36 protein-coding genes are annotated in these 23,840 nt (G+C 44.5%); 34 read left to right on the top strand and 2 right to left on the bottom strand.

Annotation, left to right across the window (positions count from 1 at the left end):
- Positions 1 to 2: 2 nt before the first annotated feature.
- From rplB to prfA, 28 genes are all read left to right on the top strand, one after another.
- Positions 3 to 866 (top strand): 50S ribosomal protein L2, encoded by an 864-nt coding sequence (gene rplB, locus ACM0OT_RS08140; protein WP_414563870.1) that lies wholly within the window; start codon positions 3 to 5, stop codon positions 864 to 866.
- 113 nt (positions 867 to 979) lie between these two features.
- A complete protein-coding gene (gene rpsS / locus ACM0OT_RS08135) occupies positions 980 to 1,258 on the top strand; it encodes a 30S ribosomal protein S19 (RefSeq protein WP_200989454.1) in 279 nt (92 codons plus the stop codon).
- Positions 1,259 to 1,308: 50 nt separating this feature from the next.
- On the top strand, positions 1,309 to 1,668 hold the full coding sequence (rplV, locus tag ACM0OT_RS08130) for a 50S ribosomal protein L22 (RefSeq protein ID WP_414542466.1): 360 nt from the start codon (positions 1,309 to 1,311) through the stop codon (positions 1,666 to 1,668).
- Positions 1,669 to 1,719: 51 nt separating this feature from the next.
- Positions 1,720 to 2,475 carry a 30S ribosomal protein S3 gene (gene rpsC, locus ACM0OT_RS08125; protein ID WP_414563869.1) on the top strand — a complete coding sequence of 252 codons (756 nt, stop codon included), beginning with the start codon at positions 1,720 to 1,722 and terminating at the stop codon, positions 2,473 to 2,475.
- 98 nt (positions 2,476 to 2,573) lie between these two features.
- Entirely contained in the window at positions 2,574 to 2,999 is a 426-nt protein-coding gene (gene rplP / locus ACM0OT_RS08120) for a 50S ribosomal protein L16 (protein WP_414542468.1), read from the top strand.
- Between the two features lie 3 nt (positions 3,000 to 3,002).
- Positions 3,003 to 3,230, top strand: coding sequence for a 50S ribosomal protein L29 (rpmC, locus tag ACM0OT_RS08115; protein WP_414563868.1), 228 nt, complete (start codon positions 3,003 to 3,005; stop codon positions 3,228 to 3,230).
- A gap of 6 nt (positions 3,231 to 3,236) precedes the next feature.
- On the top strand, positions 3,237 to 3,488 hold the full coding sequence (rpsQ, locus tag ACM0OT_RS08110) for a 30S ribosomal protein S17 (protein WP_414563867.1): 252 nt from the start codon (positions 3,237 to 3,239) through the stop codon (positions 3,486 to 3,488).
- A gap of 41 nt (positions 3,489 to 3,529) precedes the next feature.
- Complete coding sequence (gene rplN, locus ACM0OT_RS08105) at positions 3,530 to 3,898, top strand: 50S ribosomal protein L14 (RefSeq protein ID WP_414542471.1); 369 nt, start codon at positions 3,530 to 3,532, stop codon at positions 3,896 to 3,898.
- Positions 3,898 to 4,251: a 50S ribosomal protein L24 gene (gene rplX / locus ACM0OT_RS08100; protein ID WP_414563866.1), complete on the top strand. Its 354-nt coding sequence runs from the start codon at positions 3,898 to 3,900 to the stop codon at positions 4,249 to 4,251. The genes rplN and rplX overlap by 1 nt, the downstream gene beginning before the upstream one ends.
- A gap of 97 nt (positions 4,252 to 4,348) precedes the next feature.
- Positions 4,349 to 4,897 carry a 50S ribosomal protein L5 gene (gene rplE / locus ACM0OT_RS08095; RefSeq protein ID WP_414563865.1) on the top strand — a complete coding sequence of 183 codons (549 nt, stop codon included), beginning with the start codon at positions 4,349 to 4,351 and terminating at the stop codon, positions 4,895 to 4,897.
- A 20-nt stretch (positions 4,898 to 4,917) separates the two neighbouring features.
- Positions 4,918 to 5,319, top strand: coding sequence for a 30S ribosomal protein S8 (gene rpsH, locus ACM0OT_RS08090; protein WP_414563864.1), 402 nt, complete (start codon positions 4,918 to 4,920; stop codon positions 5,317 to 5,319).
- A gap of 66 nt (positions 5,320 to 5,385) precedes the next feature.
- The gene (gene rplF / locus ACM0OT_RS08085) at positions 5,386 to 5,934 is read left to right on the top strand and encodes a 50S ribosomal protein L6 (protein ID WP_414542475.1); all 549 of its coding nucleotides are present in this window, start codon (positions 5,386 to 5,388) and stop codon (positions 5,932 to 5,934) included.
- 2 nt (positions 5,935 to 5,936) lie between these two features.
- Complete coding sequence (gene rplR, locus ACM0OT_RS08080) at positions 5,937 to 6,299, top strand: 50S ribosomal protein L18 (RefSeq protein WP_414542476.1); 363 nt, start codon at positions 5,937 to 5,939, stop codon at positions 6,297 to 6,299.
- Between the two features lie 99 nt (positions 6,300 to 6,398).
- Positions 6,399 to 6,923, top strand: a complete 525-nt coding sequence (rpsE, locus tag ACM0OT_RS08075; RefSeq protein ID WP_414542538.1) for a 30S ribosomal protein S5 — start codon at positions 6,399 to 6,401, stop codon at positions 6,921 to 6,923.
- A gap of 48 nt (positions 6,924 to 6,971) precedes the next feature.
- Positions 6,972 to 7,415 carry a 50S ribosomal protein L15 gene (rplO, locus tag ACM0OT_RS08070; RefSeq protein ID WP_414542477.1) on the top strand — a complete coding sequence of 148 codons (444 nt, stop codon included), beginning with the start codon at positions 6,972 to 6,974 and terminating at the stop codon, positions 7,413 to 7,415.
- A 65-nt stretch (positions 7,416 to 7,480) separates the two neighbouring features.
- Complete coding sequence (gene secY / locus ACM0OT_RS08065; RefSeq protein ID WP_414542478.1) at positions 7,481 to 8,794, top strand: preprotein translocase subunit SecY; 1,314 nt, start codon at positions 7,481 to 7,483, stop codon at positions 8,792 to 8,794.
- Positions 8,795 to 8,799: 5 nt separating this feature from the next.
- The gene (locus ACM0OT_RS08060) at positions 8,800 to 9,354 is read left to right on the top strand and encodes an adenylate kinase (RefSeq protein ID WP_414563963.1); all 555 of its coding nucleotides are present in this window, start codon (positions 8,800 to 8,802) and stop codon (positions 9,352 to 9,354) included.
- Positions 9,355 to 9,585: 231 nt separating this feature from the next.
- A complete protein-coding gene (gene infA / locus ACM0OT_RS08055) occupies positions 9,586 to 9,810 on the top strand; it encodes a translation initiation factor IF-1 (protein WP_006276978.1) in 225 nt (74 codons plus the stop codon).
- Positions 9,811 to 9,926: 116 nt separating this feature from the next.
- Positions 9,927 to 10,040, top strand: a complete 114-nt coding sequence (rpmJ, locus tag ACM0OT_RS08050; RefSeq protein WP_010998333.1) for a 50S ribosomal protein L36 — start codon at positions 9,927 to 9,929, stop codon at positions 10,038 to 10,040.
- Between the two features lie 117 nt (positions 10,041 to 10,157).
- The gene (gene rpsM, locus ACM0OT_RS08045) at positions 10,158 to 10,538 is read left to right on the top strand and encodes a 30S ribosomal protein S13 (RefSeq protein WP_414542479.1); all 381 of its coding nucleotides are present in this window, start codon (positions 10,158 to 10,160) and stop codon (positions 10,536 to 10,538) included.
- Positions 10,539 to 10,595: 57 nt separating this feature from the next.
- Positions 10,596 to 10,991, top strand: coding sequence for a 30S ribosomal protein S11 (rpsK, locus tag ACM0OT_RS08040; RefSeq protein WP_414542480.1), 396 nt, complete (start codon positions 10,596 to 10,598; stop codon positions 10,989 to 10,991).
- Between the two features lie 268 nt (positions 10,992 to 11,259).
- Positions 11,260 to 12,207 (top strand): DNA-directed RNA polymerase subunit alpha, encoded by a 948-nt coding sequence (locus ACM0OT_RS08035; protein ID WP_414542481.1) that lies wholly within the window; start codon positions 11,260 to 11,262, stop codon positions 12,205 to 12,207.
- A 32-nt stretch (positions 12,208 to 12,239) separates the two neighbouring features.
- Positions 12,240 to 12,590 (top strand): 50S ribosomal protein L17, encoded by a 351-nt coding sequence (gene rplQ / locus ACM0OT_RS08030; RefSeq protein ID WP_414542482.1) that lies wholly within the window; start codon positions 12,240 to 12,242, stop codon positions 12,588 to 12,590.
- 69 nt (positions 12,591 to 12,659) lie between these two features.
- Positions 12,660 to 13,562 (top strand): tRNA pseudouridine(38-40) synthase TruA, encoded by a 903-nt coding sequence (gene truA / locus ACM0OT_RS08025; protein ID WP_414563863.1) that lies wholly within the window; start codon positions 12,660 to 12,662, stop codon positions 13,560 to 13,562.
- A complete protein-coding gene (rplM, locus tag ACM0OT_RS08020) occupies positions 13,559 to 14,014 on the top strand; it encodes a 50S ribosomal protein L13 (RefSeq protein ID WP_414563862.1) in 456 nt (151 codons plus the stop codon). The genes truA and rplM overlap by 4 nt, the downstream gene beginning before the upstream one ends.
- On the top strand, positions 14,014 to 14,430 hold the full coding sequence (rpsI, locus tag ACM0OT_RS08015) for a 30S ribosomal protein S9 (protein ID WP_414542485.1): 417 nt from the start codon (positions 14,014 to 14,016) through the stop codon (positions 14,428 to 14,430). The genes rplM and rpsI overlap by 1 nt, the downstream gene beginning before the upstream one ends.
- Before the next feature lie 118 nt (positions 14,431 to 14,548).
- The gene (gene rpmE, locus ACM0OT_RS08010; RefSeq protein ID WP_414563861.1) at positions 14,549 to 14,791 is read left to right on the top strand and encodes a 50S ribosomal protein L31; all 243 of its coding nucleotides are present in this window, start codon (positions 14,549 to 14,551) and stop codon (positions 14,789 to 14,791) included.
- A gap of 99 nt (positions 14,792 to 14,890) precedes the next feature.
- Positions 14,891 to 15,988: a peptide chain release factor 1 gene (gene prfA / locus ACM0OT_RS08005; RefSeq protein ID WP_414563860.1), complete on the top strand. Its 1,098-nt coding sequence runs from the start codon at positions 14,891 to 14,893 to the stop codon at positions 15,986 to 15,988.
- Positions 15,989 to 15,998: 10 nt separating this feature from the next.
- On the opposite strand, the gene ACM0OT_RS08000 is transcribed toward prfA, so the two are convergent.
- Complete coding sequence (locus ACM0OT_RS08000; RefSeq protein WP_414563859.1) at positions 15,999 to 16,445, bottom strand: hypothetical protein; 447 nt, start codon at positions 16,443 to 16,445, stop codon at positions 15,999 to 16,001.
- A gap of 193 nt (positions 16,446 to 16,638) precedes the next feature.
- Here ACM0OT_RS08000 and ACM0OT_RS07995 point away from each other — a divergent pair, with 193 nt between their 5' ends.
- From ACM0OT_RS07995 to ACM0OT_RS07970, 6 genes are all read left to right on the top strand, one after another.
- Positions 16,639 to 17,001, top strand: coding sequence for a helix-turn-helix domain-containing protein (locus tag ACM0OT_RS07995; protein ID WP_414563858.1), 363 nt, complete (start codon positions 16,639 to 16,641; stop codon positions 16,999 to 17,001).
- Between the two features lie 17 nt (positions 17,002 to 17,018).
- Positions 17,019 to 17,477 carry a DUF29 domain-containing protein gene (locus tag ACM0OT_RS07990; RefSeq protein WP_414563857.1) on the top strand — a complete coding sequence of 153 codons (459 nt, stop codon included), beginning with the start codon at positions 17,019 to 17,021 and terminating at the stop codon, positions 17,475 to 17,477.
- A gap of 155 nt (positions 17,478 to 17,632) precedes the next feature.
- Complete coding sequence (locus tag ACM0OT_RS07985; protein ID WP_414563962.1) at positions 17,633 to 19,327, top strand: ABC-F family ATP-binding cassette domain-containing protein; 1,695 nt, start codon at positions 17,633 to 17,635, stop codon at positions 19,325 to 19,327.
- A gap of 182 nt (positions 19,328 to 19,509) precedes the next feature.
- The gene (gene gpmI, locus ACM0OT_RS07980; RefSeq protein ID WP_414563856.1) at positions 19,510 to 21,108 is read left to right on the top strand and encodes a 2,3-bisphosphoglycerate-independent phosphoglycerate mutase; all 1,599 of its coding nucleotides are present in this window, start codon (positions 19,510 to 19,512) and stop codon (positions 21,106 to 21,108) included.
- Between the two features lie 88 nt (positions 21,109 to 21,196).
- Positions 21,197 to 21,427 (top strand): preprotein translocase subunit SecG, encoded by a 231-nt coding sequence (secG, locus tag ACM0OT_RS07975; protein WP_414563855.1) that lies wholly within the window; start codon positions 21,197 to 21,199, stop codon positions 21,425 to 21,427.
- 21 nt (positions 21,428 to 21,448) lie between these two features.
- Positions 21,449 to 22,207, top strand: a complete 759-nt coding sequence (locus tag ACM0OT_RS07970) for a peptidase (protein ID WP_414563854.1) — start codon at positions 21,449 to 21,451, stop codon at positions 22,205 to 22,207.
- 408 nt (positions 22,208 to 22,615) lie between these two features.
- On the opposite strand, the gene ACM0OT_RS07965 is transcribed toward ACM0OT_RS07970, so the two are convergent.
- Positions 22,616 to 23,584, bottom strand: coding sequence for an orange carotenoid protein N-terminal domain-containing protein (locus ACM0OT_RS07965; protein ID WP_414563853.1), 969 nt, complete (start codon positions 23,582 to 23,584; stop codon positions 22,616 to 22,618).
- Positions 23,585 to 23,840 lie beyond the last annotated feature (256 nt).

Genomic DNA, 23,840 nt, shown 5'->3' with positions numbered 1-23,840 from the left:
ATATGGGTACTCGTTCTTATCGCCCTTATACCCCCAGTACGCGTCAAGTTACCATCTCTGACTTTGCCGAAATTACCAAGTCAAAGCCAGAAAAGTCGTTAACAGTATACGTACACCGTCCCAAAGGTCGTAACAACCAAGGTCGGATTACTAGCCGTCGTCGGGGTGGCGGGCACAAACAACTTTACCGGATCATTGATTTTAAACGTGATAAGCGTAACATTCCAGCCCAAGTCACAGCAGTTGAATATGATCCTAATCGCAACGCTCGCATAGCTCTGTTGTTATATGAAGACGGCGAAAAGCGTTACATTCTTCATCCCAATGGGTTGAAAGTTGGCACAACCATAATTGCAGGGGCTGACGCTCCTTTTGAAGATGGTAATGCTTTACCGCTCTCCAACATTCCTTTGGGTACTGCTGTTCACAACGTAGAACTCACACCTGATAAGGGTGGACAAATAGTTCGTGCTGCTGGTGCTAGTGCCCAGGTTGTAGCCAAAGAAGGTAAGTATGTAACACTCAAGTTACCTTCGGGAGAAGTCCGGATGATTCGCCGGGAATGCTACGCCACCATTGGACAAGTCGGAAACACTGACGCCAGAAACTTGAGTGCAGGTAAAGCTGGTAGAAATCGTTGGAAAGGTCGCCGTCCCAAGGTTAGGGGTAGTGTGATGAACCCTGTGGATCACCCACACGGCGGTGGTGAAGGTAGAGCGCCTATTGGTAGACCAGGGCCTGTAACACCTTGGGGTAAACCTACCTTGGGTGCCAAGACACGCAAACCCAAAAAAGCTAGTAGCAAATTGATTGTGCGTCGTCGCCGTAAATCTTCTAAACGCGGACGTGGTGGTCGTCAGTCATAGAATTTTAGATTTTCAATTTGGGATTTTAAATTAGGTTTACTGATAAAATCCCAAATTTGTCAGCCTAATTGATCAAAATCCGAAATTATTCATCCACAATCCAAAATCGAACTATGGGTCGTTCTCTAAAAAAAGGTCCTTTCGTGGCCGATCACTTGCTCAGTAAAATCGAAAAACTGAACGCGAAAAACGAAAAACAAGTTATTAAAACTTGGTCAAGAGCATCAACAATCTTGCCCTTGATGATAGGTCATACCATAGCTGTGCATAACGGGCGCCAACACGTTCCCGTATTTGTTAACGAGCAAATGGTAGGGCATAAGTTGGGAGAATTTGCCCCCACACGTACCTACAGAGGTCATGGCAAAAGTGACAAAAAAGCAGGGAGATAGTTATTAGTTATTAGTCTTTAGCTAATGACTAATGACTCAAGGAGAAAATTATGGCAACTGATACTACTGAAGTAAAGGCGATCGCTCGTTTTATACGCATTTCTCCCTACAAAGTGCGTCGTGTCCTCGACCAAATCCGGGGACGTTCCTACCGGGAAGCACTAATTGTCCTGGAATTCATGCCTTATAGAGCCTGTGATCCAATATTGAAACTGCTGAGAAGCGCCGCTGCTAACGCCGAGCATAACGCTGGTTTAGACCGGGCAACCCTGGTCATTACTCAAGCTTATGCTGATCAAGGCCCAGTCCTAAAACGGTTTCAGCCAAGGGCGCAAGGCCGAGCTTACCAAATTCGCAAACCCACGTGTCACATCACTTTAGCCGTAGCGGCTGGTGCAGATGCTGAATAATTACCAGGCAAAAAAATTGCGTAAAGATCAGAAATTTTAGAGGAAGCATTTGTGGGACAGAAGATTCATCCAGTTGGTTTTCGTCTGGGGATTACACAAGAGCATCAATCCCGTTGGTTTGCCATTCCCGAACGTTATCCAGAACTTCTCCAAGAAGACTACAAACTCCGTCAGTACATAGAAAAAAAGTTAGGTAGACTGGCGCAAAACAACGCTGGTATTTCCGAAGTGCGAATTGAGCGCAAAGCCGACCAAATCGACTTAGAAGTACGCACAGCTAGACCTGGTGTAGTTGTAGGTCGCGGTGGACAAGGCATTGAATCACTGCGTAACGGACTACAAGAACTTTTGGGTAGCAATCGGCAAATCCGCATTAACGTTGTTGAAGTTCAAAAAGTTGATGCTGATGCCTACTTGATTGGTGAATACATTGCTCAACAATTAGAACGTCGTGTTTCGTTTCGGCGCGTAGTAAGGCAAGCCATTCAGCGCGCTCAACGTGCTGGTGTCCAAGGCATTAAAATTCAAGTCAGTGGTCGCCTCAACGGGGCAGAAATTGCCCGGACAGAGTGGACTCGCGAAGGTAGAGTACCTTTACATACCTTACGCGCTGACATTGATTACGCTTACTGCACAGCCAAAACAATTTACGGGATTCTAGGAATCAAAGTATGGGTGTTCAAGGGAGAAATTATCCCTGGACAAGAGGAAACTCCCTCGGCACCGAATACACGCGATCGCGAACCTCGTCGCCGTCAACAACAGCGCCGTCGTCAGCAATTTGAAGACCGATCTAATGAAGGATAGAGGCGCTTAGGCTAGAGGCTAGAGGCTAGAAAAATACTAGACCCCAGTCTTTAATCCCTAATTCCTCATCCCTAATCCCTAATCCCTAGTACCTAGTCATGTTAAGTCCTAGAAGAACTAAATTCCGCAAACAACAACGCGGACGAATGGAAGGTCTAGCCCACCGTGGCTGTAACATTAATTTTGGTGATTTTGCTCTTCAAGCTCAAGAACCAGCCTGGATTACCTCTCGGCAAATTGAAGCCTCCCGGCGCGCAATGACCCGTTATATCCGTCGGGGTGGTAAAATCTGGATTCGGATTTTCCCCGATAAACCTGTAACCATGCGTCCAGCTGAAACCCGGATGGGTTCTGGTAAAGGTTCGCCAGAGTTTTGGGTAGCCGTAGTTAAGCCAGGACGCATTATGTTTGAAATCGCTGGCGTTTCTGAAGAAATCGCCCGTGAAGCTATGCGGCTAGCTTCCAATAAGCTGCCGATTAAAACCAAGTTTATTGTGCGTCCTCAACCACAGGAGCAGGAGTAGGTTATGCCTCTTCCCAAAATTTCAGAAGCTAGAGAATTAAGTGACGATAAACTGGCTGAGGAAATTATCACTGTCAAAAAACAACTATTTCAGTTGCGCTTACAAAAAGCTACAAGACAATTAGATAAACCTCACCAATTCCGCCACGCCCGACATCGCCTAGCCCAATTGCTGACTGTAGAATCAGAACGCAAACGGGCAACAAGTCAACCGACTACAGAAGAGCAATAGGAGATTATGGCAATCAAAGAACGAGTCGGCTTGGTCGTGAGTGACAAAATGCAAAAAACGGTGGTAGTCGCTGTGGAAAACCGCGCTCCTCATCCCAAGTACGGCAAAATTGTAGTTCAAACCCGACGCTACAAAGCTCACGATGAAGACAGTAAATGCAAAGTGGGCGATCGCGTGCGGATTCAAGAAACTAGACCTTTGAGTAAAACCAAGCGCTGGCAAGTCAAAGAAATCTTGAACACCAAAGCGACAACTTAATAGTTGTATAACAACTAACAACTCCAAAAGGGAGACCAATTGTGATTCAACCCCAGACTTTCCTTAATGTCGCAGATAATAGCGGTGCCAAAAAACTCATGTGCATCCGTGTATTAGGTGCTGGCAATAGACGTTATGGTTTTATCGGCGACAAAATTATTGCTGTTGTCAAAGATGCCATTCCCAACATGGCTGTGAAAAAATCCGATGTCGTCGAGGCAGTAATTGTCCGCACCCGTCACAACATCCGCCGGGATAGTGGTATGACCATTCGCTTTGACGATAACGCAGCTGTGATCATCAACAAAGATGGTAATCCCAGAGGTACACGGGTTTTTGGCCCAGTTGCCCGGGAATTACGCGATAAAAACTTCACCAAAATTGTTTCTCTGGCTCCGGAGGTGCTGTAATGGCAAACCGCAAGGAAAAGCCTAAAGTATTCTACAAAATGCATGTCAAAACTGGTGATACCGTGCAAGTGATTGCTGGCAAAGACAAAGGTAAAGTTGGCGAAGTGGTCAAAGCACTCCCCCAACTCAGTAAAGTCATTGTCAAAGGCGTCAACATTAAGACTAAACACATGAAACCCCAACAAGAAGGGGAATCAGGCCGGATTGTCACCCAGGAAGCTCCTATTCATAGCTCCAATGTGATGCTCTACTCCACCAAGCAAAACGTCACCAGTCGTGTTTGCTATACCTTCACCGCAGAAGGTAAAAAGGTGAGAAAACTGAAAAAAACGGGCGAAGTTCTCGATAGCTAAGAATTTACCCAACTTGAGATTTTAGATTTAAAATTTTTCATCTAAAATCCCCCATATCATCTTCCCTGACCAAGACCAGGGATAAGGACAAACAACTATGGCGACAACAAGACTCAAAACCTTATACCAAGAGACAATTGTCCCCAAACTGACGAGTCAGTTTGAATACACTAATGTTCATCAAGTACCGAAGTTAGTCAAAATTACTATTAACCGAGGTTTGGGGGAAGCGGCTCAAAATGCTAAGGCGCTAGAAGCGTCTTTAAATGAAATTGCGCTGATTACTGGTCAAAAACCAGTTGTGACGCGAGCGAAAAAGGCGATCGCCGGCTTTAAAATTCGGCAGGGTATGCCTGTTGGCATCATGGTGACCCTCAGAAGCGAGCGGATGTACGCTTTTCTCGACCGACTGGTTAGCTTATCATTACCCAGAATTAGAGACTTTCGGGGCATTAGTCCTAAAAGTTTTGACGGTCGCGGAAACTATACTCTGGGTGTGAGAGAACAGCTAATTTTTCCAGAAGTCGAGTACGACAGTATCGACCAAATCCGTGGTCTGGATATTTCTATCATCACTACAGCGAAAACCGACGAAGAAGGCCGCGCCTTACTTAAAGAAATGGGAATGCCTTTTCGCGATCAATAAGTTCATCTAAAGAGGGAACGATGGCGGCTAACGACACAGTTGCAGATATGCTGACGCGCATCCGCAATGCCAACCTGGCAAGGCATCAAACTACAAACGTGCCAGCCACAAAAATGACTCGTAGTATTGCAAAAGTACTACAAGAGGAAGGCTTTATTGCTGAATTTTCCGAAGCAGAAGCAGGGGTAAAACGTAACCTAGTTATTTCCCTGAAATACAAAGGTAAGAATCGTCAACCCCTAATTACTGCCTTGAAGCGAGTGAGTAAACCTGGTTTGCGCGTTTACTCCAACAGAAAAGAATTACCAAGGGTACTAGGTGGTATCGGCATTGCCATTATTTCTACATCCAGTGGCATCATGACTGACCGTGAAGCACGGCGTCAGAGCTTGGGTGGTGAAGTGCTTTGCTATGTTTGGTAGTCATTTAGTCATTTGTCATCATTAACTGACAAAAGACAAAGGACAAATAACAAAGGACAAAAGGTCATGTCTCGTATTGGTAAACGTCCAATTACAATTCCTGCCAAAGTGCAAGTGACAATTGATGGCACAAAGGTAGTAGTGAAAGGCCCTAAAGGTGAACTTTCTCGTGATCTACCTGCCAATGTCATTGTCTCCCAAGAAGGAGAAATCCTACAGGTAACCCGTCGGGATGAAACCCGTGTTTCTAGACAAATGCACGGTTTAAGCCGCACCTTGGTCGCCAATATGGTCGAGGGAGTTTCTCAAGGCTTTCAACGTCGTTTGGAAATCCAAGGCGTGGGTTACCGGGCACAAGTTCAAGGGCGAAATCTAGTTTTGAACATGGGTTTCAGCCACCAAGTGCAAATTGTTCCCCCAGAAGGCGTGCAATTTGCCGTTGAGAATAACACTAACGTCATCGTTACTGGCTACGACAAAGAAATAGTAGGCAACACAGCAGCCAAAATTCGTGCCGTGCGTCCACCAGAACCCTACAAAGGTAAAGGTATTCGCTATGCCGGTGAAGTGGTCAGACGCAAAGCTGGTAAGACTGGTAAGAGTGGTAAGAAGTAAACATGAAACTTACTCGTAGAGAATCAAAACAACGTCGCCATCGACGCGTTCGTGGTAAAGTTATCGGCTCTACAGAACGTCCCCGTTTAGCCGTATTTCGTTCCAATGAACATATTTATGCTCAGGTAATTGATGATACACAGCATCACACCTTAGTAGCAGCCTCAACTGTAGAACCAGATTTGAAAACTAATTTATCTACAGGTGCTACTTGTGAAGCATCAGCGCAAGTTGGCAAATTGATCGCAGTGCGATTGCTAGAGAAAGGAATCACCAAAGTAGTCTTTGATCGCGGTGGTAACTTATATCATGGTCGTGTCAAAGCCTTAGCTGATGCAGCACGCGAAGCTGGTTTAGATTTCTAAAGTCATTAGTCATTAGTCATTGGTCATTAGTCATTGGCTAAAGACAAAAGACAAATGACAAAAGACAAAAGACAACTGACTAATAGAGAGCATTTGATTATGGCAACTGGTCGTCGTAAAGCGAACCGCACAAAGAAAGAAGAAACTAACTGGCAAGAGCGTGTCATCCAAATCCGCCGGGTGAGTAAGGTCGTCAAGGGAGGTAAAAAACTTAGCTTCCGAGCGATCGTCGTCGTCGGCAATGAACGCGGCCAAGTTGGTGTAGGAGTAGGTAAAGCCTCAGATGTTATTGGCGCTGTGAAAAAAGGTGTAGCCGATGGCAAAAAACATCTGATTGATATCCCCATGACCAAATCCAACTCCATTCCCCATCCTATTGATGGTGTCGGTGGTGGTGCTAAGGTAATGATGCGCCCAGCTGCACCTGGTACTGGGGTAATTGCCGGTGGTGCTGTACGGACTGTTTTGGAATTGGCAGGGGTTCGTAACATCTTAGCCAAGCAACTCGGCTCCAATAACCCACTTAACAACGCTAGAGCCGCAGTGAATGCTTTATCTACACTACGTACTCTTTCTGAAGTAGCTGAAGATCGGGGTATTCCCATTGAAAAACTCTACATCTAGTAGAGTCGCCCTATCAGAGCTTTTGTGTAAACAAATACTAATTACATCATGAGACTCAACGATGTTAAGCCCCAAAAAGGCTCCAAAAAACGCCGCCGCCGTGTAGCTAGGGGTATCTCCGCTGGTCAAGGTGCTAGCGCTGGTTTAGGTATGAGAGGTCAAAAATCTCGTTCTGGTAGTGGTACTAGACCGGGTTTTGAAGGTGGTCAGCAACCACTATACCGTCGTGTACCTAAGCTTAAGGGCTTTCCGGTTGTGAATCGGAAAATTTACACTACGATTAATGTAGATAAGCTAGCCTCTCTTCCTGCCAATACAGAAGTAACTTTGGATTCCTTGAAAAAGGCAGGTATCCTTACTGCTTCTAAAGGCCCATTGAAAATTTTGGGCAACGGGGAATTGAATGTATCGCTCAAGGTACAAGCGGCAGCTTTTACAGGACAAGCTCGGAGCAAAATTGAGGCAGCTGGTGGCAGTTGCGAAGTCTTATAGTGAGAACGAAACCGCACTTTGCAAACTAGCTGCCAATGCCTGGTTCACAGTAAAGGTAGCATTCTATGATCAGTCGAGAAAAAGCCCCAACGGCTCAAGAAACTTTTATGCAGATGGCACAAGCAGCCGGACTGAGAGGTAGGCTGCTTGTCACCGTCGGTATTTTAATTTTGGTTCGCTTAGGCATCTTTTTGCCAGTACCAGGACTTGATAGAGCAAGGTTTGCCGAAGCAATATCGGGTAATAATGCCGTCTTCGGTTTGTTGGATATATTCTCTGGGCGCGGACTTTCCACTTTGGGAATTTTTGCTTTAGGGATTTTGCCCTTTATTAATGCGTCCATTATTATCCAATTGCTAACTGCGGCAATTCCATCTTTAGAAAATTTACAAAAAAATGAAGGCGAAGCGGGAAGGCGAAAAATTTCGCAAATTACCCGCTACGTCACTGTGGTTTGGGCAACTATTCAAAGTGTGGCTTTCTCGGCATTCTTCCTGCAACAATTTGCTTTAAATCCAGGTTTAATATTTGTAGCTGAAACAGCGATCGCTCTCACTGCTGGTTCCATGTTTGTCATGTGGGCATCAGAACTAATTACAGAGCGGGGAATCGGCAATGGAGCATCATTGCTGATTTTTGTCAACATTGTCGCTTCATTACCAAAAGCCTTGGGCGATACCATTGACTTGGTGCAAGTGGGTGGCAGAGAAATCGTTGGCCGCGTCATTGTCTTAGTCTTGGTCTTCTTGGCAACAATTGTGGGTATTGTTTTTGTTCAAGAAGGCATCCGTCGGATCCCGATTATTTCCGCGCGTCGCCAAGTAGGTCGTCGAGTATTGGCAGAGCAACGCAGTTATTTACCCCTGCGGCTCAATTCCGGTGGTGTCATGCCGATTATTTTTGCAGCTGCCATTCTGAGTCTGCCACTGTTAATCGCTAACTTTACCCGCAATCCGGAAATAGCAAATATAGTCAACACTTATCTTAGTCCTGGAGGATCTGGGGCTTGGGTTTATGCTCTGGTCTACTTAGTTTCCATCATTTTCTTTAGTTACTTCTATTCTTCATTGATTGTCAACCCAGTTGATGTGGCGCAGAACCTGAAGAAAATGGGATCTAGCATTCCGGGGATTCGTCCAGGAAAGGCGACAAGCGAGTACCTGGAGCGCGTCATTAATCGACTAACATTTTTGGGCGCGATCTTTTTGGGCTTTGTGGCTATTATCCCCACTGCCGTGGAAAGTGCTTTAGGTGTACCAACATTTAGAGGCTTGGGTGCTACTTCTTTACTAATTTTAGTAGGTGTGGCTATCGATACAGCAAAACAAGTCCAAACTTACGTTATCTCTCAGCGCTATGAAGGAATGGTGAAACAATAGTGACAGTGACGCGATTAATCTTCTTGGGCCCACCTGGAGCTGGTAAAGGAACTCAAGCTCAAACCTTAGCTGCACATTTAAATATTCCCCATATTTCTACAGGGGAAATATTAAGACAAGCAATGCAAGAGCAAACTCCTTTGGGAATTAAAGCTCAAAGTTATGTAAATAGCGGCGATTTAGTCCCCGACCAGTTAGTTCAGGATTTAGTGCAGGAGCGATTGCATCAACCAGATGTTAAATTTGGCTGGATTCTCGATGGTTTTCCCCGTAAAGTTACTCAAGCCGCTTTTTTAGAAAAATTGCTGGCAGAACTTCATCAGAGTAACGAAAGGGTCGTTAACTTGGATGCTCCAGACAATGTTGTAGTAGCACGTTTACTAGCTAGAGGACGAAAAGATGATACCGAAGAGGTAATTCGTCATCGTCTAGAAGTTTACCGGGCTGACACTGCACCTTTAATTGATTATTACGGCGATCGCCAAAAACTTTTGACGATTAACGGTGATCAATCCCAAGAAGAAGTCACTGATGAACTGCAAAAAATCATAGCTGACTAGGTAGAGCAATGGGAGTAGACAATTTATAACTTACTACTCCCAACTTTGGGGTAATGCCTCCGGCACGCCAAGACCGTACTGATTCACTACTCCCCCTCATAGCAAAATGCAAGTCAATTTTAGCTAAGATATATTAATAAATTGTTGATATATTTCTTAATTTGTGTTCTTTTGCAGATGAAGTGCTGCAACTGACTAAATAGGAGATTGTTGAGTTGAGGAAAAAACAAATTGTCTAAGCAAGATTTGATTGAAATGGAAGGCACTGTCACAGAGTCCTTGCCCAATGCGATGTTTCGCGTTGACTTGGACAATGGATTCAATGTCTTAGCACACATTTCTGGTAAGATTCGCCGTAATTACATCAAGATTTTACCTGGCGATCGCGTCAAGGTAGAGTTAACTCCTTACGACCTGACAAAAGGCAGAATTACTTATAGACTGCGGAAGAAATAGTCATATGTAGAGAATATTACCATAAAACCATCTTTTTGGGGTCTACCCAATTAATTAACTGAATTATTTTCCCTAAAAATGCTATAATTTACTATTTGGAGTCAACTAGAAAAGGCATGAAAGTCCGAGCCTCAGTCAAAAAAATTTGTGAAAAGTGTAACGTGATCCGCCGTCGCGGTCGCGTGATGGTGATTTGCGTCAATCCCAAACACAAACAACGTCAAGGATAGCACTCTGGCACATTTGAGAGTGAGGTGCAATACAGAGTGATTACCATCAAACGCTGCAAAGGCGATTAATCACACTTTTCTAACAGCAACTGCGATAACAATAGGGAGAAATTCATTGTGGCACGTATTTCCGGAGTAGACCTTCCACGCGATAAGCGTGTAGAAATTGGTCTGACTTATATCTACGGAATTGGGTTAACAAGGTCGCTGGAAATTTTAGCAGCTACAGGTGTCAACCCAGATACCCGCGTTAAAGATTTAAGTGATGCTGACGTAGCAGCGCTGCGCGGCGAAATAGAAAGCAACTACCAAGTTGAAGGTGATTTACGGCGCTTAGAAGCCATGAACATCAAACGCTTGGTTGACATTGGTTGCTACCGAGGTCGTCGTCACCGCATGGGCTTACCAGTCAGAGGTCAAAGAACCCGTACTAATGCTAGAACCCGTCGTGGTAGAAGGCAGACAGTGGCTGGTAAGAAGAAGGCTCCAGGCAAATAAACTTTCAATGCTTGCTCTTCTGGCAGGCAAGTTTAACCTTAAATTCACTAAACAAATATGGCGAGACAACCAACTAAAAAAGGCGGGAGCAAAAAGCAGAAGCGGAACGTCCCCAACGGCATGGCCTACATTCAGTCTACTTTCAACAATAGCATTGTCACCATTACCGATCAAAATGGTGATGTGATTTCCTGGGCTAGTGCAGGTTCTAGCGGTTTTAAGGGAGCCAAAAAGGGAACTCCCTTTGCTGCACAAACCGCTGCTGAAAGTGCAGCCCGGCGGGCCATGGATCAAGGAATGCGCCAAATTGAGGTCATGGTAAGTGGCCCTGGAGCAGGTAGAGAAACCGCTATTCGCGCCCTCCAAGGAGCAGGACTGGAAATTACATTGATTCGGGATATTACCCCGATTCCTCACAATGGTTGCCGTCCACCGAAGCGCCGCCGAGTCTAGATGCAACCTGTTAAGTGTTTGGTCTACAAACTGTTTCTGATAACTTGAGCGACTAGAAGCAAGTCAGCTCTTCCTGTCGGGAGGGCTGGTAAACTTCAGAGCAACCAAATTAAATAAATGATATTTGCTCCTAAATAGCGATATCAAACCATCCTGCCATTAAATCCTGGCAGTTTAATCTACCTAGAGAAACCTAGGGAAACAAAAGTAAATTCGGGAGGCAATTGATTTGCCTGCTAGCAGCACCTTAAAAAAGGGAGGCTAATCCGTGGCGCAGTTTCAAATTGAATGTGTAGAGTCTAATACTGAGGAAAGTCGGAGCCATTACAGTAAATTTGTTCTCGAACCTCTAGAGCGTGGTCAAGGAACAACAGTGGGCAACGCGCTGCGGCGGGTTTTACTGTCGAATCTAGAAGGAACAGCAGTTACAGCAGTCAGAATTGCCGGCGTCTCCCACGAGTTCGCTACAGTTCCCGGCGTGCGAGAAGATGTGCTAGAAATCCTCATGAAAATGAAGGAAGTCATCCTCAGAAGCTATTCTTCTCAAGCCCAGATTGGCAGATTACTTGTGAATGGGCCAGCAACGGTCACCGTGGCACACTTTGATTTACCCAGTGAAGTCGAAGTAATAGATCCCACCCAGTATGTAGCAACCCTCGCCGAGGGAGGCAAGCTGGAAATGGAATTTCGGATTGAGAAAGGCAAAGGCTATCGCACCGTAGAGCGGGGAAGAGAGGAAGCTACTTCTTTAGACTTCCTGCAAATCGACTCCGTGTTTATGCCAGTGCGGAAAGTCAATTACAGTGTCGAAGAAGCCCGTGGAGATGGCTCAATTACCAAAGACCGACTACTGTTAGAAGTCTGGACAAATGGTAGTATCTCCCCCCAAGAAGCACTATCGTCAGCCGCTGGTATTTTAGTAGAGCTATTTAATCCATTAAAAGATATCTCACTAGAACCAACAGATACCGGTGCTGATATCCCAGACGACCCCACTGCCCAAATTCCCATTGAAGAGTTGCAACTTTCTGTGCGGGCTTACAACTGTCTCAAACGCGCACAAGTTAACTCTGTAGCTGACTTGTTGGATTTTACCCAAGAAGACTTGTTAGAAATTAAAAACTTTGGTCAAAAGTCAGCAGAAGAGGTAGTTGAAGCTTTACAGCGCCGCTTAGGTATTACTTTGCCCCAAGAACGAGGCTCTAAACACCCATAGGCCAATTTTTACTAAATTCATAGTGCATTATTATGCGTCACCGTTGTCGAGTAAAAAAACTCAGTAAACCAGCTGACCAGCGCCGTGCCCTGTTACGCGCGCTCACCACCGAAGTTATCCGTCATGGCCGGATTACTACTACTTTAATCAGAGCTAAAGTAGTGCGGAGTGAAGTGGATAAAATGATTACTTTAGCCAAAAATGGTTCCTTATCAGCACGTCGGGAAGCTTTAGGCTATATCTACGACAAGCAACTGGTTCATGCTTTATTTGAGCAAGCACCTAACCGATATGGCAATCGCCAAGGTGGTTATACCCGCATTCTACATACCGTCCCTCGTCGCGGAGATAATGCGGAAATGGCCATAATTGAACTGGTATAGTCATAATTTTAGATTTGGGATTTTAAATTTTGGATTAAATCTGAAATTGGAAATCTAAAATCGAGTTGTATGTTAGAAAGCCACCAGCCGACCCAAACCCATCGAGTAGCCCTAGTAATTCAATACTTGGGCACTCATTTTCATGGCTGGCAACGGCAAAAGCAACATCGTACAGTTCAAGAAGAAATAGAAACAGCCATCGCCACGGTGCTTGGTTATCATGTGACGTTACATGGTGCCGGGCGAACCGATTCTGGAGTCCATGCTGCTGCTCAAGTAGCCCATTTTGAAGCCACAGGTTTGATACCACCTCACAAGTGGGCAGCAATCCTTAACAGCTATCTGCCTCAAGATATACTAATAAAGGCTTCGGCTAGTGTCGATCACCATTGGCACGCACGTTTTAGTGCAGCTTATCGACGGTATCGCTACACCATATACACTGAAGATCGACCGAACTTGTTCGTTAGACCCTTTAGTTGGCATTATTATTATGCACCCCTGGATGAATGCTTAATCCAAGCTGCCCTAACACCCTTGATGGGGAGGCATCATTTGGCTGCATTTCACCGTGCAGGGTCAAAGCGATCGCATTCTTGGGTAGAGGTGCAAGCGGCAGAATGTCATCGCAGTGGGCCGTTTCTTCATATTGAAATTCAGGCAAATGGATTTTTATATGGCATGGTACGCCTGTTAGTAGGAATGCTGGTACAAGTAGGCTCTGGCCAGCGTTCACTTGCCAGCTTCACCGAACTCTGGAAAGAACAACGTCGGGAAGAAGTCAAACACGCTGCCCCCCCTCAGGGTTTGTGTTTATTAAGAGTTGGCTATCCAGACTTTCCCTTTCCCCTAGAGATTTGGTATGAAACCCTGCCAAAGTTGGTTTTTCCGCCGATTATTCCCAGGGAATATCCCCAACTAGATACCGTTGATCTCATTTCCACACCAGCAAGTAAAACAAAACCCCAATGAGTAAAACATACCTTCCTCCTCAAGCATCCCTTGAGCGTGAGTGGTACGTAGTAGATGCCACAGATAAACGCCTCGGCCGCCTCGCAACTGAAATCGCTATGATTCTCAGAGGCAAAAAGAAAGCCGAATACACTCCTCACATGGATACAGGTGACTTTGTCATCGTTGTCAATGCTGAAAAAGTAGCAGTCACAGGCAAAAAACGCAGTCAAAAACTTTACCGTCGCCATTCCGGCCGTCCTGGCGGGATGAAAACAGAAACCTTTGCCAAACTGCAACAACGCCTACCAGAAAGGATAGTAGAACACGCCGTCAAAGGAATGCTACCGAAAAATAGTCTCGGTAAGCAGTTGTTCACCAAATTAAAAGTCTACGCTGGGCCTACACATCCCCACGACGCACAAAAACCCAAAGAACTCAACATTAATACAATTCCTGGAGCAGAAAATTAATGGTAGTAGCCGAAGCAAATAGCGGTCGCGCCGTGTACTGGGGTACAGGCCGCCGTAAATCCGCCGTAGCACGGGTCAGATTGGTTCCCGGTGAAGGTAAGTTGACGGTCAACGGTAAGGATGGAGAATTGTACTTTCAATTCAACGCCAACTACCTAGGAGTCATTAGAAACCCTCTAGAAACTCTAGGATTGGAAAACGAATACGACATTTTGGTGAAAGCTGAAGGCGGCGGTTTAACCGGACAAGCTGATTCTATTCGTTTAGGAGTTGCTCGCGCCTTGTGTCAACTAGACCCTGAAAACCGTCCACCTTTGAAAATCGAGGGCTACCTAACTCGTGATCCTCGTGCCAAAGAACGGAAAAAATATGGTTTGCACAAAGCCCGGAAAGCTCCTCAGTACTCCAAGCGTTAAGGATTGGGCATTGGGGATATTGGGTATTGGGTATAGAAAAAATTCTTCCCTAGCCCCCAGTCCCTAGTCCCTCTTCACACCTAAAAGTTATAATTGATATAGATTCACGACAAAAAACATGGCTAAATCTGATATTCATCCCCAGTGGTATCCAGACGCTAAAGTTTACTGTAACGGTCAAGTTGTTATGACTGTTGGCTCTACCAAGCCGGAATTGCACGTAGACGTATGGTCTGGAAATCATCCCTTTTATACTGGTACTCAGAAGCTGATTGACACTGAAGGTCGAGTTGAACGCTTCTTGCGTAAATACGGTATGAGCAGTACTCAAGCTACAGACGAAACCCAAGAAAATAAGTAGCGGCTTGGCTCTGCTGTTAACGACGACCCTGCAACTGCTGGGTCGATTGTCATTTTTTGGCGAGCCAATTTGTTATTTTAAGGAGCGATCGCATTCGTCATGGCTGAATCATACTTACTAGATAAACTTACATCGGTTGAACAAACCTTTAATGAATTAACCCGTCGGCTGGCTGATCCTGATACTGCTAGCAATCCTGATGAGTATCAAAAAATCGCCAAGTCGCGTTCATCTTTGGAAGAGGTAGTAAATACTTACGAAACCTGGAAAACGGCTACTGAAGAATTAGTAGGAGCGCGTCAGGTACTCAAAGAGTCCAACGGTGACCCAGAGTTGCAAGAAATGGCAGCTTTGGAAGTAAAAGAATTAGAAGAAAAATTAGAATACCTAGAAACTCGGTTGAAGGTTTTACTCTTACCTCGCGACCCCAATGATGATAAAAACATCATGTTGGAAATTCGTGCTGGTACTGGTGGTGATGAAGCGAGTATTTGGGCTGGCGATTTACTGCGGATGTACTCCCGCTATGCTGAACTCCAGAATTGGAAAGTAAAACTAGTGAGCGAGTCACTAGGTGAAATGGGCGGCTTTAAAGAAGTAATCCTCGAAATTCAGGGTGATAGCGTTTACAGCCAGCTAAAGTTTGAAGCGGGAGTGCATCGCGTGCAGCGTGTACCTGCAACTGAAGCGGGGGGAAGGGTTCACACTTCTACGGCCACAGTAGCGATTATGCCAGAAGTGGATGATGTAGAAATTCACATTGATCCCAAAGATATTGAAATGAGTACAGCACGTTCTGGTGGTGCTGGTGGACAAAACGTCAACAAAGTGGAAACCGCTGCTGACTTGTTCCACAAACCCACAGGTATCCGCATTTTTTGTACAGAAGAACGTAGCCAGTTGCAAAACAAAGAACGGGCGATGCAAATCCTCCGGGCTAAACTGTACGAAATGAAGTTAAGTGAACAACAAGACGCTGTAACTTCCATGAGGCGATCGCAAGTTGGTACAGGGTCGAGATCAGAAAAAATTCGCACCTACAATTATAAAGATAATCGCGTGACCGACCACCGTCTAGGACAGAATTATTCTCTTAACCCTGTCTTAGAAGGTGATTTAGAAACGGTTATTCAATCTTGTATCTCTCAAGACCAGCAAGAACGTCTGGCAGAGTTAGCTAATTCTACTAATAACTAACTTGTTGCTGTTAAACTTCGTGGAAAACCGCTTGTGGCTCTGTATTTTTTAGCACATATAAGCGGTTTTCTAATGCTGCCTGTAATACATCTTGTATTTCACTAGGATAATGGTAATACAGAAATTCATACTTGATAAGGTAATTTAACCTCTTCCATTCCTTCAAAGTTTGGCAGCAGTAAATTAATTTTTCTACTTCCCTTTGCCAACGCGCAAAAATTCGATAGCTGAAAAAGCTGCTGCACACATTACCCTTTGTATCCCAATAAGAAATACATACTTGATGCTTGAGGTGGTGGATTTTTTTAACTTGCTTCACGTCATAGCCTTTAACTTTTAAAGCTTCTTTGACTTCTGCGTCGGAAATGTTCCACTGTTCTGGTTTAATCTTATTAGTGGCGATGAGGTTGCGACCTTGGCGGCGATACTGATTAACTTTACGTGACTTGCGGAACATGATGCACTCTTGAATTGATTGGCAGCAACACTGAAATGTTAAGTTGCGTAGTTATTCTAAAGTTTAAATTAAAATTGCTACCTTGCAACAATCATTTTAAATTATCAGTCACAATAAATCTTGTCAAGATAAAAGTTAAATTATCAGTTTTGCTGATTAAACTTGTAAATACAGTTGGCTAGCTATATAAGCAGTGAACATCGAAAGCAGAGAAAAACTTGTAGAAATCATCAAACTAGCTCGTGGTTCCATGAGTCAACGAGCATTTGGCAAGCTTTTAGGAGTTTCTGCTACTGCTGTTCAGTTGTGGGAAAAGGGTGTAAATGTGCCAGATACTGAATATTTGGCGAAAATCGCAGCGAGAGCGGGCTATACACTAGAAGAGTTACTCACCTGCTTGGATGGCAAACCAATACAAGAAACTTCAGACTTAAATTTGATTTTGAGACAAATTAAATATATGCCTCTGAGTCAAGTGGCTCAGATTGTTCAAGCTGCGGCCGAGAGATTGGCATCTGTGGCGGAAACATCTGGGGATGAGGCAAAGGCGAGTTAATTTGCAACTACTTAGATATGGACGAACCTTGTTTGTATGACCAAGACTTCTACGGCTGGACACAGCAGCAGGCGAAAGCTTTGGAGCAGAGGCGAGTCTTAGAATTAGACTGGCAGCATTTGCAAGAGGAAATTCAAGCATTGGGGCGACAGGAGTATCGGGAATTAGTTAGTCGTCTGAGTGTATTAATCGGTCATCTGTTGAAGTGGGAGTATCAACCCGAACAACGCTCTCGCAGTTGGTTTTTAACTATTCGTGAACAGCGTCGTGCTATCCATCGGCATCTACGACAGAATCCTAGTTTAAAGTCTCGAATAGCAGAAGCCTTATTAGATGGCTTTGAAGCGGGAATAGATTTAGCACTACGAGAAACTAACTTACCATTAAGAACTTTTCCAGAGCATTGCCCTTATTTATTTGATGATGTAATGGCAGACAATTTCCTTTGCGATACTCGCCAGGATTGGGAAGGATAATAGTGTAGAGGATGTCAGACAGACTAAACAACAGCAGCTTACTAGTGAATAGAAAGCGTGCAAAAAAGCATAATCTTGAGTTAATTTTTGTTAATATTGGAGACGGTGTTAGTACTCCGTCCTTCACAACCCATCCCCTACCTGAGAGAAACTTGATGCTGCGACTAGAACATATCAGTAAAATTTATCCCACAGGCGAGGTTCTCAAAGATATCAACTGGGAAGTCAAACCAGGCGATCGCATTGGCTTAGTCGGTGTTAATGGTGCGGGAAAATCTACCCAGCTAAAAATTATCACTGGGGAAATTGAACCTACCGCCGGTGAAATCATTCGTCCTGCTAGTTTGCACATAGCCTACCTCAACCAAGAGTTTGAAGTAGATCCCAGCCGCACAGTGAGAGAAGAATTTTGGCATGTATTCTCAGAAGCTAATCAAGTACAGATATCTCTAGCGCAAGTACAGCGCGACATGGAAACGGCGACACCAGAAGAACTAGATAAACTGATTGATAAGTTAGATCGCTTGCAGCGTCAGTTTGAAGCCTTGGATGGTTACGGCTTAGACGCACGTATCGGCAAAATCTTACCAGAAATGGGCTTTGATGCCGAAGATGGCGATCGCCTGGTGAGTGCTTTCTCTGGTGGTTGGCAAATGCGGATGAGTTTGGGTAAAATTCTGTTGCAAAAACCCGACTTGTTGCTACTGGACGAACCGACAAACCACTTGGATTTAGAAACCATTGAGTGGCTAGAAAATTACCTCAAAGGCTTGAATACACCAATGGTGATTGTCTCCCATGACCGGGAGTTTCTGGATCGTCTCTGCACGCAAATTGTGGAAACTGAACGTGGTGTTTCTACTACTTACTTAGGTAACTATTCAGCATATCTACAACAAAAAGCTGAAAATCAACTAGCACAACTCAGCGCCTACGAACGCCAGCAGAAAGAATTAGATAAACAGCAAACATTTGTTGACCGATTCCGCGCCAGTGCGACTCGCAGTACCCAGGCGAAAAGCCGGGAAAAACAACTAGAAAAAGTTGAGCGCATTGAAGCCCCCATAGCAGGGATGAAGACTCTGCACTTCCGCTTTCCTCCTGCACCCCGCAGCGGTCGAGAAGTAGTAGAGATTAAAGATTTAACTCATATCTACGATGATAAAATCTTATTCTTGGGAACAAGTCTCTTAATTGAACGAGGCGATCGCATTGCTTTTCTTGGCCCCAATGGTGCGGGTAAATCTACGCTTTTACGCGTAATCATGGGTATGGAACCACCCACAGAAGGCAGCGTCCAATTAGGGGATCACAATGTCATTCCTGGCTACTTTGAGCAAAATCAAGCCGAAGCTTTGGACTTAAAGAAAACAGTCATGGAAACTATTCATGATGAAGTTCCTGACTGGACAAATGAAGAAGTCCGCAGGCTTTTAGGACGGTTTTTGTTCACAGGGGATACAGTATTTAAGCCAGTAGGCGCATTAAGTGGAGGAGAAAAAGCTCGTTTAGCATTGGCGAAAATGCTATTACGTCCAGCAAATCTCCTGATTTTAGATGAGCCGACAAACCATTTAGATATTCCAGCCAAAGAAATGTTGGAAGAATCTTTACAGAACTATGATGGCACGGCGATTGTAGTTTCTCACGACCGTTATTTTATCTCTCAAGTAGCCAACAAAATCGTAGAAATCCGCGATGGTGAATTTCGCGTCTACTTAGGAGACTATCATTACTACCTGGATAAAATTGCCGAAGAAAAAGAACAAGCTAAGTTAGCTGCAATAGCCGCCGAAAAAGCTGCGAAAAAAGCTGCTAAAGCTGCCAAGTCTTCAGGAAAAGGCAAATGATAGAACTGCTCAGTAGTGGCCTTAAAAGGTCACTACTAAACTAATGGCTGATTGAGACAAGACAAGAATACACATAACAGTTATTAACATAGAAGATTAAGTTAATCAGCAGAAATTCACTTGCACTGGTGATTAGCAGTGGTATCATTCGGGTATTACAAAAAGTAAAGGGCAATTTCACTATGACCAAAGCACCTGTTGCTCCTGTGGTGCTAGTCATTTTAGACGGGTGGGGCTACTGCGAGGAGAAGCGAGGCAATGCTATTATGGCTGCTAAAACTCCAATCGTGGAAAGCTTATGGACAGCTTACCCGCACACCCTCATTAGCACATCAGGAAAAGCCGTAGGGTTGCCAGAAGGTCAAATGGGTAACTCGGAAGTTGGTCATTTGAACATTGGCGCTGGGCGAGTGGTACCCCAAGAATTGGTACGCATCTCGGATGCAGTCGAAGATGGTTCTATCCTCAGTAACCCAGCACTTGTCAAAATTTGTCAGGAAGTTCGCTCTGGTAATGGCAAGTTGCATTTAGTTGGGCTTTGTTCTGAAGGCGGGGTACACTCCCATCTCACCCATCTATTTGGACTACTGGACTTAGCCAAAGAACAACGAATTTCCGAAGTTTGTATTCACGCGATCACCGATGGTCGTGATACTGCCCCAACTGAGGGTGTAAAAGCCATCAAGCTGTTGCAGGATCGCATAGACAAAACAGGCGTTGGGCGTATAGTTACACTAAGCGGTCGTTATTACGCAATGGATCGCGATCAACGTTGGGATCGGGTCAAAAAAGCCTATGATGTCATGACCACAGATAATGCGATTGATAGCCGCAATGCGGTGGAAGTCTTAGAAGCATCTTACGCCGAAAACGTGAAAGATGAGTTTGTCAATCCAGTCCGCATTGCCCCTGGCTCTATAGAACCAGGGGACGGAGTGATATTCTTTAACTTCCGCCCTGATCGCTCTAGACAATTGACTCATGCTTTTATGAGTCCCGAATTTACAGGCTTTGCCAGAGAACAGATTCAGCCACTTTCCTTTGCTACTTTTACTCAGTACGATTCAGAACTACCTGTAAATGTAGCCTTTGAGCCGCAGAATCTGAGTAATATTTTAGGTGAAGTGATTGCTAATAATGGTTTGCAGCAGTTTCGTACCGCTGAAACCGAAAAATACGCCCACGTCACCTATTTCTTTAATGGGGGACTAGAGGAACCTTTTGTTGGGGAAGACAGAGAACTTGTTAGTAGTCCGATGGTGGCGACTTACGACAAAGCCCCGGCGATGTCAGCAGAAGCAGTTACAGATGTGGCGATCGCCGCTGTTAAAAAAGGCATCTATTCCCTCATAGTGATTAACTATGCTAACCCAGACATGGTAGGGCATACTGGTCAAATAGAAGCCACAATTACAGGTATTGAAACAGTCGATCGCTGTTTAGGTCGCCTACTCACCAGTATTAGCAAAGCCGGAGGTACAGCACTGATTACTGCCGACCACGGTAATGCAGAGTATATGCTAGATGAAGAAGGTAATCCCTGGACAGCTCACACGACTAATCCAGTTCCCTTCATCTTAGTGGAAGGAGAAAAAATCACTATCCCTGGACATGGTACCAATGTCGAACTACGAAGCGATGGCAGACTAGCCGATATTGCTCCCACCATTCTAGAGATTTTGCAGCTACCCCAACCGTCAGAAATGACCGGGCGATCGCTGTTGGAACCAGCAGGATATGACGTGCAACGCAATCGGACTCCGGTGCAAGCTGGGATGTAAAAAAAGTTGGGAGTAAAGAGTGTTCTCACTTTTAACTCCTGACTTCTCATTGTGTGTTGGAAAACTTGTTATAAATGAGATTGTTACCATGACAGCTACTAATATTGTTCAAGGCATTTGGGCGCTTTCCGCCATCGGTTTAATTATTTTGGTACTGCTACACAGCCCTAAAGGTGATGGTATTGGTGCCATTGGTGGACAAGCCCAGTTATTTAGCAGCACCAAGAGTGCAGAAGACACCTTAAACCGAGTTACATGGGCGCTGACAGTGATTTTTATGGGATTAACCGTAGTTCTCAGTGCTGGTTGGCTACCTTAGTCAAAATAGGGAAATAGGAACATGGGCAACAAAACTCAATACCCAAAACCTAAGACCCCCAAAAATTTAATAACACAACGATTTATAGCAGTTCTTGCCTTAATTATTGGCATAGGACTGCTAATTATTTTTACTGATTTTCCATCTCATGCTGTAATACAAAACACACAAATAGCAACCCATCCCCTCCCGCCCAAACTGGTGCAATGGCAAGATCACACCAACAGTGGTGACTACTTTTCCCAAGTAGAAAAAACACAAGTGGGTTATTTAGTCTGGTCAAAATTTCCCGTGCAAATTTACGTGGAACCACCCCCAGTTGTTAGTAATATCCAGGCTCAAGTATGGGTTAATAGTGTTTTACAGACTGTGCAAGAGTGGAGTATTTATTTGCCTTTGGTGGTAGTTGAACAGCCAGATATAGCTGATATTACGATTCTGCGAAAAGCGCCGCCGCTGCAATTTTCCCGTGGTGAGATTCCTCGTGCGCGTTCTGCTCAAGCTACTTATGAGTTATACACAAGCCAGAATATTTTGTCTCATCGCTTCACCATTCTCTTAAGTCCCAGCCAAACAGGTGTGTATCTGCAAGCAGCAGCCCGCCACGAACTCGGTCATGCTTTAGGAATTTGGGGTCATAGTTCGTCACCTACAGATGCTTTATACTTTTCCCAAGTTTCTCACCCGCCGCCTATTTCTCCTAGAGACATCAATACTCTCAAGCGGGTTTATGAACAGCCGACTAATTTGGGATGGTCTTTAAAAAAGTATGGTAACTAGCTAGGCGATCGCTTAAGAGTGGGCATAGGCCACCCTCATGTTTGAGAATATCTTTTGGTGCGAGGGGAATTTCCTAAAATGAGATCTTTCTCCCTCAATATCACACTTGAAGACTTTGAATCAGATTAGTATGCTTGCTGTTGTCCATGTTTAACAATCATTCACTGATCCAAACCTCTACTTTAAGAGTTAAGGTATATCCGCCATAAGTTCTAGTTATACGGGTAAAATATGATTTTTGACGATAAATTAGACAAATTTTCTACGAAATGCCTGTCAGTAAAAATTAATCTCAATATTCATAATTGCAATTTTTCTTAACTTTCAGCAGGGATATAGTACAATGTTTTGCTATCCCATTTGCAAGTTGTTAGTAGACTGTGGGGTGGGCAGGGCCCACCTTAATTACTAAACGCGACGCAGATTTAGTAGTTCTTCAGGAGAAGCCAGCATATCAATCGCTACGAAGAAAATTTTACCTTGGGGATTAATTAAGAACCGCCAAGCAATGTTCATACCTACAGTCACACCGAACCAAGGAGTTTGGACAACACCTGTAATTTTAAGTTGCTTAGAGCCATCGGGCTGATCCTCACAGATACCCTGTTTGGGCATCATGTTCAGTCCTTGTGCTTCTGAACGCATGTATTTAGTGATTGCTTCATGACCCACAATTGGTTTCTGGAATGGTGGTTGCAGAGCGCCATCGGGAGTAAATAAACTGATAGCTTTATCAAAATCGTCTGCATTCATGGCTTCAATGTAACCCAGTACAGCAGGTTCTGTAATGCCATCAATCTTGACTGAGGAAATAGATGGAGCAGTACGTTGGAATTCTGGTTCTGCAACGGCTTTGGGATAGCTGCTGGGGCCAAGCTCAGAAGTATCGAATCCCATGTTGACTACAGTGTTACGCAGCACTGTAATTTGCTGACCTGGGTCCAGTTTTTTGGTTGCTTCTAATACAACTTTCACACCAGGAGACATCTGATAACCACTAGGAATGGGAGCAACCACACCCTGCTTCATCAACTCTCCTAACTCGTACCAAAAAGCTAATTTGGTATTTACACTGAAAAATCCATAAGAACGGCTGATGGGAGCATCGGCGCGTCTAGCAAGGTCTCGCATGACTTCGGTTTGCTCTTCGGGAGACATTTGCTTAATTTGGGTGAGCAAACTTTCTGCTAGTTGCAAACGTGCAGCACCAGGAGCAGCAGGAGTAATTGTCTTTCCCATTTCTGTGTAGGCGTACCAAAGATAAGCTAATTGGTCATCAACACCAAGTTGATCAAATAAAGCTATGGTCGCAGGAATCGGGCTAGGAACTTGAGTGTTAGAGAAAATATTTTGAGCGGACTCGATAGTCAAAGCCATAATTCTGAATTTCCCAAATATTTGTTTACTAATTAGCTGCTTTCAAAATTCTTACAAAGAACCTGAAAACTGAGACTTCATTCATCCAAAACCTTTAGTGCCAACAGGCACACCAAAGCAACTCAAAGCTGTTTGTGAAGATGAGTTTTTTTCACATTCAACTCAGTTTAGGAGCTACCTGATTTGTACTTTCAACACTACAGGTTTAGATTTTATGTAAAGGAGTGTAACAATAAACCTTAACTTTTGTAAAGTT

Origin of the sequence: Anabaena sp. CCY 9613 (assembly GCF_963920895.1) — a bacterium.
Taxonomy (GTDB): Bacteria; Cyanobacteriota; Cyanobacteriia; order Cyanobacteriales; family Nostocaceae; genus Cyanocohniella.
Note: the sequence above shows the minus strand (reverse complement) of the source record. Positions and strands in the feature narration are given on the sequence as shown.

Excerpts from the sequence above, each read along its gene's own strand:
- rpmJ (WP_010998333.1), top strand. The coding sequence starts at position 9,927 with ATGAAAGTCCGAGCCTCAGTCAAAAAAATTTGTGAAAAGTGTAACGTG.
- rpsE (WP_414542538.1), top strand. The coding sequence starts at position 6,399 with ATGGCAACTGGTCGTCGTAAAGCGAACCGCACAAAGAAAGAAGAAACT.
- rplO (WP_414542477.1), top strand. The coding sequence starts at position 6,972 with ATGAGACTCAACGATGTTAAGCCCCAAAAAGGCTCCAAAAAACGCCGC.
- rpmE (WP_414563861.1), top strand. The coding sequence starts at position 14,549 with ATGGCTAAATCTGATATTCATCCCCAGTGGTATCCAGACGCTAAAGTT.
- rplE (WP_414563865.1), top strand. The coding sequence starts at position 4,349 with ATGGCGACAACAAGACTCAAAACCTTATACCAAGAGACAATTGTCCCC.
- rplQ (WP_414542482.1), top strand. The coding sequence starts at position 12,240 with ATGCGTCACCGTTGTCGAGTAAAAAAACTCAGTAAACCAGCTGACCAG.
- rplV (WP_414542466.1), top strand. The coding sequence starts at position 1,309 with ATGGCAACTGATACTACTGAAGTAAAGGCGATCGCTCGTTTTATACGC.
- rplF (WP_414542475.1), top strand. The coding sequence starts at position 5,386 with ATGTCTCGTATTGGTAAACGTCCAATTACAATTCCTGCCAAAGTGCAA.
- secY (WP_414542478.1), top strand. The coding sequence starts at position 7,481 with ATGATCAGTCGAGAAAAAGCCCCAACGGCTCAAGAAACTTTTATGCAG.
- gpmI (WP_414563856.1), top strand. The coding sequence starts at position 19,510 with ATGACCAAAGCACCTGTTGCTCCTGTGGTGCTAGTCATTTTAGACGGG.
- rpsI (WP_414542485.1), top strand. The coding sequence starts at position 14,014 with ATGGTAGTAGCCGAAGCAAATAGCGGTCGCGCCGTGTACTGGGGTACA.
- ACM0OT_RS08000 (WP_414563859.1), bottom strand. The coding sequence starts at position 16,445 with ATGTTCCGCAAGTCACGTAAAGTTAATCAGTATCGCCGCCAAGGTCGC.
- ACM0OT_RS07970 (WP_414563854.1), top strand. The coding sequence starts at position 21,449 with ATGGGCAACAAAACTCAATACCCAAAACCTAAGACCCCCAAAAATTTA.
- ACM0OT_RS07985 (WP_414563962.1), top strand. The coding sequence starts at position 17,633 with ATGCTGCGACTAGAACATATCAGTAAAATTTATCCCACAGGCGAGGTT.
- rplM (WP_414563862.1), top strand. The coding sequence starts at position 13,559 with ATGAGTAAAACATACCTTCCTCCTCAAGCATCCCTTGAGCGTGAGTGG.
- ACM0OT_RS07990 (WP_414563857.1), top strand. The coding sequence starts at position 17,019 with ATGGACGAACCTTGTTTGTATGACCAAGACTTCTACGGCTGGACACAG.
- prfA (WP_414563860.1), top strand. The coding sequence starts at position 14,891 with ATGGCTGAATCATACTTACTAGATAAACTTACATCGGTTGAACAAACC.
- rpmC (WP_414563868.1), top strand. The coding sequence starts at position 3,003 with ATGCCTCTTCCCAAAATTTCAGAAGCTAGAGAATTAAGTGACGATAAA.
- secG (WP_414563855.1), top strand. The coding sequence starts at position 21,197 with ATGACAGCTACTAATATTGTTCAAGGCATTTGGGCGCTTTCCGCCATC.
- rpsH (WP_414563864.1), top strand. The coding sequence starts at position 4,918 with ATGGCGGCTAACGACACAGTTGCAGATATGCTGACGCGCATCCGCAAT.
- truA (WP_414563863.1), top strand. The coding sequence starts at position 12,660 with ATGTTAGAAAGCCACCAGCCGACCCAAACCCATCGAGTAGCCCTAGTA.
- rpsS (WP_200989454.1), top strand. The coding sequence starts at position 980 with ATGGGTCGTTCTCTAAAAAAAGGTCCTTTCGTGGCCGATCACTTGCTC.
- rplX (WP_414563866.1), top strand. The coding sequence starts at position 3,898 with ATGGCAAACCGCAAGGAAAAGCCTAAAGTATTCTACAAAATGCATGTC.
- rplB (WP_414563870.1), top strand. The coding sequence starts at position 3 with ATGGGTACTCGTTCTTATCGCCCTTATACCCCCAGTACGCGTCAAGTT.
- rplR (WP_414542476.1), top strand. The coding sequence starts at position 5,937 with ATGAAACTTACTCGTAGAGAATCAAAACAACGTCGCCATCGACGCGTT.
- rpsQ (WP_414563867.1), top strand. The coding sequence starts at position 3,237 with ATGGCAATCAAAGAACGAGTCGGCTTGGTCGTGAGTGACAAAATGCAA.
- ACM0OT_RS07965 (WP_414563853.1), bottom strand. The coding sequence starts at position 23,584 with ATGGCTTTGACTATCGAGTCCGCTCAAAATATTTTCTCTAACACTCAA.
- rplP (WP_414542468.1), top strand. The coding sequence starts at position 2,574 with ATGTTAAGTCCTAGAAGAACTAAATTCCGCAAACAACAACGCGGACGA.
- rpsK (WP_414542480.1), top strand. The coding sequence starts at position 10,596 with ATGGCGAGACAACCAACTAAAAAAGGCGGGAGCAAAAAGCAGAAGCGG.